The sequence below is a fragment of the Pantoea sp. SM3640 genome (genome assembly GCF_015654165.1).
In the GTDB taxonomy this organism is placed as follows: domain Bacteria; phylum Pseudomonadota; class Gammaproteobacteria; order Enterobacterales; family Enterobacteriaceae; genus Pantoea; species Pantoea vagans.
Genome location: NZ_CP064872.1, coordinates 3,573,721 through 3,587,195, shown reverse-complemented (window position 1 = coordinate 3,587,195; position 13,475 = coordinate 3,573,721). Strand labels below are relative to the sequence as shown.

At 55.8% G+C, this 13,475-nt stretch carries 14 protein-coding genes; 9 read left to right on the top strand and 5 right to left on the bottom strand.

Features of this window, described 5'->3' with window-relative positions; genetic code table 11:
* Window positions 1–6 precede the first annotated feature (6 nt).
* Genes IV493_RS16670 through IV493_RS16660 form a run of 3 tightly spaced genes read right to left on the bottom strand, consistent with a single transcriptional unit; the run spans window position 7 to window position 2,743 of the window.
* On the bottom strand, window positions 7–852 hold the full coding sequence (locus IV493_RS16670; protein ID WP_033784462.1) for an ABC transporter permease subunit: 846 nt from the start codon (window positions 850–852) through the stop codon (window positions 7–9).
* Window positions 849–1,661 carry an alkaline phosphatase family protein gene (locus tag IV493_RS16665; RefSeq protein ID WP_195857470.1) on the bottom strand — a complete coding sequence of 271 codons (813 nt, stop codon included), beginning with the start codon at window positions 1,659–1,661 and terminating at the stop codon, window positions 849–851. The genes IV493_RS16670 and IV493_RS16665 overlap by 4 nt, the downstream gene beginning before the upstream one ends.
* A gap of 20 nt (window positions 1,662–1,681) precedes the next feature.
* On the bottom strand, window positions 1,682–2,743 hold the full coding sequence (locus IV493_RS16660; RefSeq protein ID WP_195857469.1) for an ABC transporter substrate-binding protein: 1,062 nt from the start codon (window positions 2,741–2,743) through the stop codon (window positions 1,682–1,684).
* Window positions 2,744–2,949: 206 nt separating this feature from the next.
* Here IV493_RS16660 and IV493_RS16655 point away from each other — a divergent pair, with 206 nt between their 5' ends.
* From IV493_RS16655 to ubiA, 4 genes are all read left to right on the top strand, one after another.
* Window positions 2,950–3,657: a UTRA domain-containing protein gene (locus IV493_RS16655; protein ID WP_195857468.1), complete on the top strand. Its 708-nt coding sequence runs from the start codon at window positions 2,950–2,952 to the stop codon at window positions 3,655–3,657.
* A gap of 69 nt (window positions 3,658–3,726) precedes the next feature.
* Entirely contained in the window at window positions 3,727–4,137 is a 411-nt protein-coding gene (psiE, locus tag IV493_RS16650; RefSeq protein ID WP_013359769.1) for a phosphate-starvation-inducible protein PsiE, read from the top strand.
* An 86-nt stretch (window positions 4,138–4,223) separates the two neighbouring features.
* Complete coding sequence (ubiC, locus tag IV493_RS16645) at window positions 4,224–4,736, top strand: chorismate lyase (RefSeq protein ID WP_013359770.1); 513 nt, start codon at window positions 4,224–4,226, stop codon at window positions 4,734–4,736.
* Between the two features lie 28 nt (window positions 4,737–4,764).
* Window positions 4,765–5,631 (top strand): 4-hydroxybenzoate octaprenyltransferase, encoded by an 867-nt coding sequence (ubiA, locus tag IV493_RS16640; RefSeq protein WP_202604921.1) that lies wholly within the window; start codon window positions 4,765–4,767, stop codon window positions 5,629–5,631.
* 62 nt (window positions 5,632–5,693) lie between these two features.
* On the opposite strand, the gene plsB is transcribed toward ubiA, so the two are convergent.
* The gene (gene plsB, locus IV493_RS16635; RefSeq protein WP_041457162.1) at window positions 5,694–8,117 is read right to left on the bottom strand and encodes a glycerol-3-phosphate 1-O-acyltransferase PlsB; all 2,424 of its coding nucleotides are present in this window, start codon (window positions 8,115–8,117) and stop codon (window positions 5,694–5,696) included.
* A gap of 128 nt (window positions 8,118–8,245) precedes the next feature.
* Here plsB and IV493_RS16630 point away from each other — a divergent pair, with 128 nt between their 5' ends.
* The 4 genes from IV493_RS16630 (at window position 8,246) to IV493_RS16615 (ending at window position 11,125) form a co-directional block, all read left to right on the top strand.
* Window positions 8,246–8,614: a diacylglycerol kinase gene (locus tag IV493_RS16630; RefSeq protein ID WP_013359773.1), complete on the top strand. Its 369-nt coding sequence runs from the start codon at window positions 8,246–8,248 to the stop codon at window positions 8,612–8,614.
* Between the two features lie 105 nt (window positions 8,615–8,719).
* Entirely contained in the window at window positions 8,720–9,334 is a 615-nt protein-coding gene (lexA, locus tag IV493_RS16625) for a transcriptional repressor LexA (RefSeq protein ID WP_013359774.1), read from the top strand.
* A 99-nt stretch (window positions 9,335–9,433) separates the two neighbouring features.
* Window positions 9,434–10,756, top strand: coding sequence for an MATE family efflux transporter DinF (gene dinF / locus IV493_RS16620; protein ID WP_195857467.1), 1,323 nt, complete (start codon window positions 9,434–9,436; stop codon window positions 10,754–10,756).
* 156 nt (window positions 10,757–10,912) lie between these two features.
* Window positions 10,913–11,125, top strand: coding sequence for a CsbD family protein (locus IV493_RS16615; RefSeq protein WP_033734884.1), 213 nt, complete (start codon window positions 10,913–10,915; stop codon window positions 11,123–11,125).
* A 64-nt stretch (window positions 11,126–11,189) separates the two neighbouring features.
* Here the strand turns inward: IV493_RS16615 and zur are convergent, their stop codons facing one another.
* Complete coding sequence (zur, locus tag IV493_RS16610; protein WP_195857466.1) at window positions 11,190–11,711, bottom strand: zinc uptake transcriptional repressor Zur; 522 nt, start codon at window positions 11,709–11,711, stop codon at window positions 11,190–11,192.
* Window positions 11,712–12,162: 451 nt separating this feature from the next.
* Here zur and traF point away from each other — a divergent pair, with 451 nt between their 5' ends.
* On the top strand, window positions 12,163–13,413 hold the full coding sequence (gene traF, locus IV493_RS16605; protein ID WP_013359778.1) for a conjugal transfer protein TraF: 1,251 nt from the start codon (window positions 12,163–12,165) through the stop codon (window positions 13,411–13,413).
* The last annotated feature ends 62 nt before the right edge of the window (window positions 13,414–13,475 follow it).

The following is a 13,475-nucleotide window of genomic DNA, read 5'->3' as shown; positions in this document are numbered from 1 at the left end:
CTCCTTTCATGGCTGTTTCGCATTGAGATAGCTGCGGCGCACCAGATACTGCTGTACCAGGGTGATCAGCGCCATGATTGCCACCAGCAGCATCGCCAGCGCGCTGCCGGTGTTGGGATCGAGCGAAATATCACCGGAGACCAGCGCGGCGATGCGCACCGGCACCACGTTGAAATTACCGGTGGTCAGCGCGTAAATCGTGGCATAAGCGCCCAGCGCATTCGCCAGCAGGATCACAAAGGTTCCGAGCAGCGCCGGGAAAAGAATCGGCAGAGCGATGTGCCAGACGTAGCGCCAGCGGCTGGCACCCAGCAGCGCAGCAGACTCCTGCCACTCTTTTTTCAGTCCGTCGAACGCCGGGTAGAGCAGCAGCACACCCAGCGGGATCTGAAACCAGGTGTAAACCAGCACCATCCCGTTGCGCGAGAAGAGTCGGAAGCTCTCAATCACACCATAATGGCGCAGCAGCAGCGTCAGGCAGCCGTTCAGCCCCAGCAGAATCACAAAGGCAAACGCCAGCGGGACACCGGCAAAGTTGCTGGTCATGTTGGTAAAAGAGATAAGGAAGCGCTGCAGTCGTCCGCCGCCGAGCTGATGCAATGAATAGCCGGTGATCAGCGCAATCAGCAGTCCCCAGACGCTGGACCAGAGCGAGATATCCAGTGAGAAGCGAAATGCCTGCTGGTAGAACGGTGAGGTGATGATGTCGTGATAGTTATCCCAGCCCCACTGGCTGTTCATGTCACTCCAGAAGCTGTTGATGGCGATCCACAGCAGTGGGGCCAGCTGAAAGGCGACCCAGAATAGGGTGAAAGGCAACAGCATCAGCAACGCGAATCCTTTTCCCTTCATCTTTGCGGCTCCGCCAGCAGCCCGCGACAGACCGGTTTGTCATGCGCCACTTCCAGCAGTTCACACAGCGTGCCGCACAGATCCGTCTGCTGCGGCGCAAGGTCAGGCTGCAGCGAGAAAGCGTGGCCAAAGACAAACAGCGGCACCGTTGTCTCCTCCGGCAGAATTCCGCCGTGGGAGCGATCGTCATTCATGCCGTGATCGGCCGTCACCATCACCTGGTAGCCTTCGGCCAGCCACAGCGGCATCCACTGCGACAGCAGGCCGTCAGCGATGCGCGCCCGGTTGCGGTACTGCGGCGAGGAGAGCCCCGACTTATGACCGGCATCGTCGATATTCATCGGGTGGATCAGCAGGAAATCGGGATCGTGACGCAGCCGCAGGCTCTCTGCATCCTCAAACAGATGTGAGTCAGGATAGCTATCGTCAGAATAAAAATGACCATACTGAATCGGCAGGTCCGGCGCGTCGGTATGACGATCGCGCGCCGGAACGAACGGTGTGCGGTTATAAAGCTCACTTACCCAGTGGTAGGCCGCCGCCGCTGTCGTCAGCCCTGCCGCGCGCGCAAAGTGAAACACGCTGCGTTCGCGACTTAACCGGCTGACGCCATTATGAATAATGCCGCTTCTGACCGGCGGAACGCCGGTCAGAATGCACTCATAAAGCGGGCGCGACAGCGACGGTAATTCACAGGTCATACGGTAATAGAACCCGTTGCACTGTGAACACTCGGCATGCAGGTAACCCATTGCATGTTGTGCGACCTGATTGCTCAGCCCGTCCAGTACCACCAGGATGGTCTTCATTCCGTTCTCCCTGCCGCGAATTACTGCTGCATGTTGATGATGACGTTTTCCTGCCACAGGCGCGGCAGCATTTTCGACGATTTATCCCAGGCAGCCTGATCCTTAACCGGACGGGCATTTTTATATTCGGACTGCGGCAGCAGGCGAGCCTGAACGTCCGCTGGCAGGGTCAGATGCTCGGCACGAACCGGGCGGGCATAGCCCTTCGCCAGATTGATCTGTCCCTGGTCTGAGAAGATATATTCGCGCGTCAGTTTTGCGGCGGCAGGGTGTTTCGCATATTTGTTGATGATAGTGGTGTAGCCGGAGGTGACGGAGCCGTCAGACGGGATCACTACTTCGTAGCGATTTTTGTCGATCTGGTCACGGTAGTTCAGGGCGTTAAAGTCCCATACCACTGCCATCTGCACTTCGCCTTTTTCGATGTTAGCAATGACCGGATCGGTCACGCCAAGACGACCCTGTTTGGCCAGATCGGCAAAGAACGCCAGCGCAGGTTTCAGGTTCTTTTCATCGCCGCCTAAGGCGTAGTTTGCAGCCAGTACGCCATTAGCCGCCTGAGCTGCCACACCGACGTCGCCGATAGTAACCACATACTTACCTTTCTTCAGATCGGCCCAGCTGTGGGGAATATCTTTCACCTGCTGCTTGTCGATCAGAAAGGCAATGGTGCCGGTGTAGGCCAGCGCCCAGTGACCGTCTTTATCTTTGGCCCAGGCAGGAATCTGATCCCAGTGCGTCGGTTTGTAAGGCTGGGTTACCCCTTTGGCGACGGCGATCGGGCCAAAGGCGGCGCCCACGTCACCGATATCAGCGCTGGCGTTCTCTTTCTCTGCATCGAATTTCGCCAGCTCCTGCGCCGATGACATATCGGTATCGCTGTGCTTAAGGCCATATTTGCTGCTGATGTCGTTCCAGGTATCTTTCCAGTTGGCCCAGCTATCCGGCATCCCGACGCTGTTGACCTGACCTTCACTGCGTGCGGCTTTTTCGAGTGCGGCGAGGTCGTTATCGGCGGCCTGCGCAACGGGCAGGGTGAGGACTACAGCACTGGCTACTACAGAGGCGATAAACGCTTTCATCTCAGTTGCTCCGGGTGTAAGTTGATGGGCCTGGCTGGTCTAGTCCAGCAAGAACCGAGCCAATGTAGCCCCTCTATATGAACGATTTATGACAAGGCGGCGGGGTGCGGGGAAGGGGCGACAAAAGACGCGGCCCGTTCGCCCACCTCAGGCGCGTTTACCTGAACAGTAAGAGTGCGAAGTCGCACCAAAATGAGGCTACTGTTGTGGAGTCGATAGCACTCAAAACGGCAGATGCGATAGCCAGCGCACTGCTGACGCGCATCAAGGCCGGTGAGTTCAGCGGCGGGCGCCTGCCAGCGGAGCGTGCCTTAAGCGAGGCGTTCAGCACCACGCGGATTACCCTGCGGGAAGCGCTGGGTAAGCTGGAGGCCCAGGGGATGATCTACCGGGAACTGCGTCGCGGCTGGTTTATCGCGCCACCACGTCTGATTTACAACCCGCTGCATCACAGCCACTTTCATGCCATGGCGAGGGAGCAGGGAAGGCAGGCGACCACGGAAGTGATCGCTGCTGAGCAGGTCGCAGCGCACGACAGCGTAGCGATCGCGCTGCGTCTGGCTCCAGGTTCGTCGGTTTACTGTATTCGCCGCCTGCGCCGCATTGATGGGCGCGCGGTGCTCTATGTAGAACACTACCTCAATCCGCGTTTTTTCCCTGGCCTGCTCGATGAAGATCTGACCCGCTCCCTGACCGATCTCTATGACCAGCGCTACGGTATTCGCTACGGCGGCGCGCGCTTCACGATTCTGCCCGGCCCGTTGCCGGAGATTGCTGCACCTACGCTGAATGTCGCGCCGGGCAGCCCCGGTTTGCTGATCACCCGTATCAACCGCAATCAGCAAAAAGAGGTGATTGATTGCGACTGTGAATACTGGCGGTACGACGCGCTCTGTGTGGATGTGGAAGCTTAGGGTTATTGTGATTTGCATCACACTCACGCATGATGTTGCGCGCTAATAACTCCTTTTTAAAGGCGCAACATGAGTGACAAAAATCCTTTGGCCCGCCACCTTGCAACGGTTCTGCAATGGGTGCTGAATCTGGGTCTGCTGAGTCTGGCGATCATCCTGATCGTCTTTTTAGGCAAAGAGACTATTCATCTGGCAAATGTCCTGTTTAACACCGGCGAGCAGGCCTCTTCTTACCTGCTGATTGAGGGAATTGTTATCTATTTCCTCTACTTCGAATTTATTGCCCTGATTGTTAAGTACTTTCAGTCGGGCTATCACTTTCCCCTGCGCTACTTTGTCTATATCGGTATCACGGCTATTATCCGCCTGATTATCGTCGACCATAAAAATCCCTTCGATACCCTCTGCTACTCAGCGGCGATTCTGATTCTGGTGGTCACGCTGTGGCTGGCCAACAGTAACCGGCTGAAACGCGAGTAATCCCCCTGCCGTCTGACACGACGGCAGGTGTTCGCATCGCCGCTCTGCGCTAAACTAGCGTCCTGAAAATTATCGGGAGTGGTGCCATGTCGCAAGACGCACTCAGCTTATTACGTTCGCTCAACTGGCTTTCTCCGTCGCAGGCCACCCTTGCGCCGCCCTTGCTCGACTGGCTGATGGAGGAGGATTCGATGACGCGCCGTTTTGAACAGCACTGTCAGCGGGTCACGGTTCAGCCGCTGCGTGAAGGCTTTATCGACGCCAGCGAGTTGGGTGAGGAAAGGGCGTTGTTGCCAGACGATGAACGCTTCTGGCTACGCGAAGTGCTGCTGTCCGGCGACGATCAGCCCTGGCTGGCTGGCCGCACGCTGGTACCGGAAAGCACCCTTAACGGGCCAGAGGCGATGCTGCAACAGCTCGGCACCCGTCCTCTGGGGCGCTATCTTTTTTCGTCGTCGACGCTGACCCGCGATTTTATTGAGCCGGGGCAGGTGGAGGGATTGTGGGGACGGCGTTCCCGTCTGCGTCTCTCCGGCAAACCGCTGCTGCTGACTGAACTGTTTTTACCGGCATCGCCGCTCTATCGCGATCTGGTCTGAGGATTTTGTGGTGCAAACGAGCTTAAGTATGAATAAATGGCGGGCCTACGCTCGCCTGATGCGTATCGACAAACCGATCGGGACGCTGCTGCTGATGTGGCCCACGCTCTGGGCATTATGGCTGGCTGACATGGCGATCCCGCCACTGCCGGTGCTGGTGGTATTCGTTGCCGGAGTGTTTGTGATGCGCGCGGCGGGTTGTGTGATCAATGACTACGCCGACCGCAAAGTTGATGGTCATGTGGAGCGTACGAAGCACCGGCCACTGGCCAGCGGCGCGGTGAGTGCAAAAGAGGCGAAGCTGCTGTTCGTGATCCTGGCGCTGATAGCTTTTGCGCTGGTGCTGACCATGAACCTGATGACGATCATGCTCTCCGTCGTAGGACTGGCGCTGGCCTGGGTTTATCCCTTTATGAAGCGCTACACCCACCTGCCGCAGGTGGTGCTGGGGGCCGCGTTTGGCTGGGCGATTCCGATGGCCTGGTCCGCAGTTAGTGAGTCCTTACCTCTGGTCTGCTGGCTGGTGTTTATTGCCAACATTTGCTGGACGGTCGCTTACGATACGCAGTATGCGATGGTCGATCGGGACGATGACCTGAAGATTGGCGTGAAGTCGACGGCGATTTTGTTTGGCCGTTTCGATAAGCTGATTATTGGTCTGCTGCAACTGGCAACCCTGCTGCTGATGGCGCTGGTGGGCATGATGCTGCATCTGAACGGCGCCTTCTACTGGACGCTGCTGCTGGCGGCTGCGCTGTTTGTTTATCAGCAGAAGCTGATCGCCGGGCGCGAACGCCAGCCCTGTTTCCAGGCTTTCCTGAATAACAATTATGTCGGGATGGTGCTGTTCCTGGGCGTACTGATGAATACGCCGCCGTTCAGTCAGCTGTTCTGATAGAGAGTTTTGGGCATAAAAAAGGCGACCTCATGAGGTCGCCTTTTTACTGGGCGCGTGTGTCAGTCGTGCGCCACCGCGGTTTCAATCGTCATGCGCACATCACTGGTGACCAGGTCAGCCAGGATATGCCAGGTCGCCAGAGTCTGCGCGACATCGGCATCACCGCTGTCGCTGATATACCCTTCGTCACGCAGCGTCAGCACCAGTGAGGTAAAGACCGCTTTGTCGAAGAACTCCGGCGCATTGATACCGTGCAGCACCGACAGACGCTGTGCCAGCGTCCGGCTCTCTTTCTCCAGCGTGCCACGGTTAATCGTCGGCTTGGCGCTGAGAATCGAGAAGGTAATGGCATAACGCTGCAGCGTTTCGCGCACACCGGCAGCCAGCAGTTGCAGCGTGCGGTAGCGCGCCGCAGTAAAGCGCAACTCACCGGCTTCGAAGGTAATCAGGCCCTGACGCGCCAGCTCCTGACTGATATCGGTCAGCAGTTGCGGCAACTCATCGGTCTGCCAGCGCAGGAACAGTTCGCTCTTCAGCATCGGGTAGATCAGGCTTACCTGACGCAGCAGTTCGGCTTCAGTCAGCGTCTGATGCTGCTGAACTATGGCGGCAATCAGCGACGGCATCACCAGCATGTGATGAATATTGTTGCGATAGTAGGTCATCAGCACCGCCTGCTCACGCGGCAGAATGATGATGTCGCCGATACTGTCCTTTTCATTCTCAAACTTATTCATACCCATGGCGTGATCCAGCAGCGCTTCCGCTGAAAGATCGGGTACGGTCGCGTTAGGTGAATAAGGCACATTGCGCAGCAGCTGGGTATAGCATTCCAGCTGTTCAATCAGCTGTTCACGGGTGAGTGAGCGCTGACGTGACGCCAGCAAAGCGGTAACACAGAGGTTCATGGCATTGGCCGCGCCCGCTTCATTGATACGTACCATCAGGCTGGCCGCGATATCATTGACCGTCGGTGTTAACCAGCTCGGACGCTGCGGCTCAATCGGATCGATGGCATCGCGCCATTCCGGTACCTGCTTGTTGAGATAGTTGACCAGCGGCAGCGGTTCGCCAAAGTTAACGTAACCCTGACCGAGATTGCGCAGCTTGCGCAAGCCACGCACCATCTGCATGAAGCCCTCTTTCTCTTTCGCCGCGCCGCGCAGTTCTTTGGCGTAAGTACCCACTTCCATCACGTGCTCATAGCCGATGTAGATCGGCACCAGCGTGATCGGGCGGTTACCGCCGCGCAGCATCGCCTGCAATGTCATGGCTAAGGTGCCGGTTTTCGGGTCCAGCAGACGGCCGGTACGAGAACGTCCACCCTCGACAAAGTACTCAACCGAATAGCCGCGGGTAAACAGCTCGCCGAGATATTCACGGAACACCGTGGCGTAGAGCTTGTTGCCTTTAAAAGTACGACGAATAAAGAATGCGCCCAGACGACGGAAAATCGGGCCGGCTGGCCAGAAGTTGAGGTTGATACCGGCAGCAATGTGTGGCGGGACCAGGCCCTGATGATAGAGCACGTAGGAGAGCAGCAGATAATCCATGTGGCTGCGATGGCACGGCACATAGACAATCTCGTGGCCATCCTGCGCCAGCTGGCGCACTTTTTCGCCGCCATTAACGTTGATGCCCTGATAGAGACGACTCCATAGCCAGCCCATCACGCGGTCAGTAACGCGAATCGCTTCATAAGAGAAGTTGGCGGCAATTTCTTCCATCATCTCGACAGCATTCTGCTGCGCTTTCTCATGGGAGATTTTTTTGCTGCGTGCTTCATCTTCGACGGCTTTTTCAATCGCTTTGGATTGCAGCAGACGGTTAAAGAGATCCTGACGCGCCGGTAACCGCGGGCCAATCGCCGCCAGCCGCTGACGGGCAAAATGGATGCGCGCCACGCGAGCCAGCTTCTGGGCGATCGACTTATCCGTACCGTGTTCCGTGGCCATGCGGCGCAGCGAAACGGTCGGCGAGAAGCGAACAAAACTGTCGCGTCCGTGCCAGATCACCGCAAAGAATTTCTGTACGCCGTTCAGCACCCGCAGGTGTGGCGTGGCTTCGCCCTGGACTTCACGTCCTGGTGCGCGGCCAAACATCACCGTGACCGGCAGCATCTGGATATCCAGCGTAGGATTATTGCGATGCAGATCGAGGTAATCGTGAAAGATTTTCACCGATTCCACGCTGGGCACGAAATAGGGAAAGACGCGCGGGCCATCGTGGATAAATACGTGGCGCGGCAGCAGTGAACCATCAATCTCCAGCGGAGAGAGTGGGTCAGGCAGATGATGCCGCAGACACTGCGCGCGTAAAGTCAGTAAGTCGGCCTTCGAATCGTAAGGCAAAACATACATAATAGGTCGGGTCGGATCCAGACCATGTTCAGACACGGGATCGGCCGGAATGGCCTTACTTTTTACCAAAAACGACAGTGGTAAATTAAGCAATTTGTAATAGAGTTTACGCCAACCTGACATAGACAACATGAAGCCTCTTGTTAGCAAAGCGCCGCAAGCATACCAGAAAGTGCAGCGAAGATCTGTGGTGGTGCCAATTGCACGCAGCCCAGACATTGACGTCAATCCGATAAAAGGGTTCCCACATCATGGCAAATAATGCCACCGGACTTATCAGAATAGTTAAAGCCGCAGGTTACTCCTGGCAGGGACTGCGTGCCGCCTGGCAACATGAAGCGGCGTTTCGTCAGGAGGCACTGGCTGCGCTGGTCGCCATTATTATCGCCTGCTGGCTGGATGTCGATGTGGTCTCACGCATCCTGATGATTGGGTCGGTGGTGCTGGTGGTCATTGTTGAAATCCTCAATAGCGCCATTGAAGCGGTCGTTGACCGCATCGGTCAGGAGCATCATCCGCTGGCGGGCCGGGCCAAAGATATGGGCTCTGCGGCGGTACTGATCAGCATCTTACTGGCACTGTTTGTCTGGATCGCGCTGCTCTGGACACATTTGCGATAAGCGTTCCATATCGCGCCGGAAGCCGCGTTTTGCCTGACAATCGGTTTCCATTTCGCCAATACCTGTATATACTCACAGCGACTGTATAAACAACCAGGGGGCGGGATGAAAGCATTAACCAGCAGGCAGCAGCAGGTCTATGACCTGATTCGCGACCATATTTCTTCAACAGGCATGCCGCCTACGCGCGCAGAGATTGCTGCACAACTGGGCTTCCGCTCACCGAATGCGGCAGAAGAGCACCTGAAAGCGCTGGCGCGTAAAGGCGTTATCGAGATCGTTTCCGGTGCATCGCGCGGCATTCGTCTGCTAATGGAAGAAGAAGCCTCAGAAGGCATACCGTTGATTGGCCGGGTTGCTGCCGGTGAGCCGATCATGGCGCAGGAACATATCGAAACCCACTACAAGGTCGATCCGGGCCTGTTTAAGCCGTCTGCCGACTTCCTGCTGCGCGTCAGCGGAATGTCGATGAAAGATATCGGGATTATGGATGGCGACCTGCTCGCGGTACATAAAACCCAGGATGTACGCAACGGCCAGGTTGTCGTTGCCCGCATTGATGATGAAGTCACCGTTAAGCGCTGGAAAAAGCAGGGTGCTATCGTGCATCTGCTGCCTGAAAACAGTGATTTTGACCCGATTGTTGTCGATACCCGTGCACAGTCCCTGACCATTGAAGGTCTGGCGGTTGGTGTGGTGCGCAACGGCGAGTGGCTCTGATTTGAGGCCTGCGTGCATTCGCCTTTTCTGATGCTATTCTGTCTGCCCTAATTTTGTCGCTGCCTGTTTTGCGCAGCGACACCGAGCACGGAACGGCGAATGCGCTTTATCACGGCAACCGATAAAAATCTCTGGCGGCTTGCGCTGCCAATGATCCTTTCAAATATCACCGTTCCCTTACTGGGGGTGGTTGATACGGCAGTAATAGGTCATCTCGACAGCCCTGTCTATCTTGGCGGGGTTGCGGTCGGGACCACGGTGACCAGCTTCCTCTTTATGCTGCTGCTTTTCCTTCGAATGAGTACGACTGGCCTTACGGCGCAGGCGTTTGGTGCGGGCGATAAAACTGCGCTGGCACGCGCGCTGACGCAGCCGCTGATTATTGCGCTGCTGGCAGGTGTACTGTTCATCGCTTTACGTTATCCGATTATTCAGCTGGCGACCCATCTGGTTGGCGGCAATCCCGCGGTACTGGAACAGGCGGCGCTGTTTATTCAGATTCGCTGGCTCAGCGCGCCTGCTACGCTGGCAAATCTGGTCATTCTGGGCTGGCTGCTGGGCGTGCAGTATGCGCGCGCGCCGGTGATCCTGCTGGTGGTGGGCAATGTGGTTAATATCGTGCTCGATCTCTGGCTGGTGATGGGTCTGCACTGGGGTGTCGCGGGTGCAGCAACCGCCACGGCGCTGGCGGAGTACATTACGCTGGGTGTCGGCAGCATCATGGTCTGGCGGGTCCTGAAGCTGCGCGGCATTTCGCTAAGCCTGTTGAAGCAGAGCTGGCGCGGTGACAGCGGCCGACTGCTGCGGCTGAACCGGGATATCATGCTGCGCTCACTAATGCTGCAACTCTGTTTCGCCTCGCTGACCGTGCTGGGCGCGCGGCTTGGCCCGGATGTGGTGGCAGTTAACGCGGTATTGCTGATGTTCATTACGTTCACGGCCTATGCGCTGGATGGCTTCGCCTACGCGGTTGAAGCGTTTGCCGGCGAGGCGCATGGTGCAAAAGATGGCAGCAAACTGTGGCATGTCTGGCACTCTGCCTGTCGGCAGGCGGTGGTGGTGGCGCTTTTCTTCTCGCTGATCTATGCCATTGCTGGCTCGCAGATTGTTACCCTGTTGACCTCCCTTCCTTCGCTGCAACAAAGTGCTGACCGCTATCTGGTCTGGCAGATCGTTATGCCGCTGATCGGCGTCTGGTGTTATCTGCTGGATGGGATGTTCATCGGCGCGACGCGCGGACGTGAGATGCGTAATAGCATGGTGATAGCAGCAGCAGGCTACTTTCTGACGCTGTTGAGCGTACCGGCGCTGGGCAATCACGGACTGTGGCTGGCGGTAACGGTTTTCCTGGCGCTGCGCGGTCTGTCACTGTGGCTCATCTGGCGCAGGCACTGGCGTCAGAACAGCTGGTTTGATGCCTGACGCTGCACAGATTGATACAGATTATTCCGTATTATTCCGGGTTTTTGAATCTGGTTGCTACAATTAACTTTATCCGGCGCAGTTAACCAGCGCTTTATATCGTTATTTTGTTAAGTAACAAGATAATTGTTAAACCCCGAGGATTGGAGGTCTGCCATGAATAAAGACGAAGCGAGCGGCAACTGGAAGCAGTTCAAAGGCACAATGAAAGAGAAATGGGGCAAGCTGACCGACGATGACATGCAGGTTATCGAAGGCAAACGCGATCAGCTGGTCGGCAAAATCCAGGAACGTTATGGCTATGCGAAAGATGAAGCAGAGCGTGAAGTGACGGACTGGGAAGGCCAGAATAAAGACCACCGCTGGTAATGCAGCGCTGATCAGTTAACACATTCCGGTGCACCCGCACCGGAACCACACAAGGATGCGCCAGTTACCCGCGTTTTCCCCGCTTTTTCCCCTCATCCTGATGATCGTGTTCGCAGCTTTCATGGTGCGTACAGGCTTCTACTGCAGCACAATTTTCACATAAACCATGCGCTTCAATCACACTGTGGCGTAAAGCGAACTGCGCTTCACCCGCCAGCGTCGCGATAATCTTCTCCACGCCCTGCGCCTGTTTCTCCGTTACTGCTGCACAGCGGTCGCAGATCAGCATCACTGAGGTATGTGCCGGTGCCTCGAAGTGGTGACACATAACGTAGCTATTGTTGGACTCCACCCGATGTATGAAACCCTGCTCCAGCAGGAAATCCAGCGCACGATAGACGGTGGGCGGCTTGGCCTGCGGTTCGCTGATGCGGAGTTGATCCAGCAGATCGTAGGCGCTGATCGAGCCAGGCTGTTCGGCCATCAGGCGCAATACCTCAGCACGCTGCGAAGTCAGACGTACACCGCGCTGCAGGCACATTTTTTCAGCCTGAATCAAAATTTGCTGCGATGTCATGTTTGTCATGAAAAATTCTCCGCTGGATAAGTGATGTTATTTTATCACACATAGTTTTGCGGCGCTGATGTTCGTTTTCGCCTGTTAAAACAGCATTATTTGCCTGTTAAAACAGCATTTTAAGAATTTAAGCCGCTATCTATCTCAAATCTGACGAGAAATCAGATCCATTCTCAATCGACATGAAGCGGAATTTGTTGGCATTTTGCTTTGCATCTCACTGAGTTAAGAAGTAATGTTCAGAAAGACTTAAGGAAAGTCTGGCAGTATTTGAAATAACCCGACACAGTCTGAACAATTACAACGGTTTTTTGATTGGAAAACGTCCAATCCTTTGAATTAAGACACTGTTTCCTTTGAATTCACAGCAATAACGCGTTAGCCAGGGTTCACAATAGGGCTAACAAACTATTCAGTCGTTGAATGTTTCAATGACAATTTCTCAGGTGATGGCAGGCAAATGGTGAAAAAATCCGCTCAACGTTCAGCGCTGAAGTATTCCGCTGCAGCGACCGCGCTTTTCCTTTCTTCTTCCGCCATGGCGGCAGGGACCTGGTATGATGCACGTAATGACGCCATGGGCGGCACCGGCGTAGCATCTTCTGTTTATGGCTCAGCAGTGCTGGCGAACCCGGCATTAATGACGCGTGCTAAATCTGACGATAACGTCAGCATTATTATTCCCTCGGCAGGAATTCAGGTTACTGACAAAGATAAGCTGATTGATAAAGTCGATGATATTACCGACACAGTGGATCGCTATCGCGACGTGATTGGTAACCTGACTTTTGCGGATTATCTGCGTGGCTACCCTGAACTGCGTGCTGCCTCCGGCGATGTTGCTGACAAGCTCAGCGATTTGCGCGGTAACAAAGCGGACGGCAGTGCAGGCGTGGCCGTGGCCGTCACGATCCCTAATGAGACCCTGCCTTTTGCGTTTATTACCAAAGCCTACGGTACGGCGCACGTCCGTGCCAACGTGGTCCAGGGTGATATCGACTATCTGCGCGGTGTTGCTAACGGAACGGTGCTGCCACGTCCTGGCGATCAAAATAACCTTCGCTCCAGTGCAAATGGCTTAGCGGCACTCACCATTGATTATGGTGTGGCGGTCGCGCATGAGTTCACCATCGCCGGTCAGCCGGTCTCGGTGGGCGTAACGCCGAAAGTGCAGAAAACCTCGCTCTATAACTACACTGCCAGCATCTATAACTACGACAAGAACGACATCAACAATAGCCAGTATCGCAGCACCGACACCGGCTTTAACGTTGATGCCGGTCTGGCGACTACCTTTGCTGAAAACTGGACGCTGGGTGTGACCGGACAGAACCTGGTTTCGCGCGATCTGCAGACCAAAGAGGTCAACGGGTTCCGCGATACCTACCAGATTCGCCCGCTGGTCACCACCGGACTATCCTGGGATAAAGGGCCGTTTACCGTGACAGGCGATGTGGATCTGACTGAAACCAAACGCTTCAAAACCCAGGATAACAGCCAGTATGCGGCAGTGGGCGCGGAGTACCGCGTGCTTGACTGGCTGCAACTGCGTGCCGGTTATCGTGCGGACATGCGGTCTAACGACGAAAATGTTGCCACCGCAGGTTTTGGTCTGTCACCGTTTAACAAAGCTGTCCATCTGGATCTGGCTGGCTCGGTGGGGGCTAACAACACCTGGGGCGCGATGATGCAGCTGGGCTTTAACTTCTAAGCACGATATTCAGGCTGTTCGGGGGCGGGCGATGCACTATCGCCCGCCCTTGTGTTATCCTT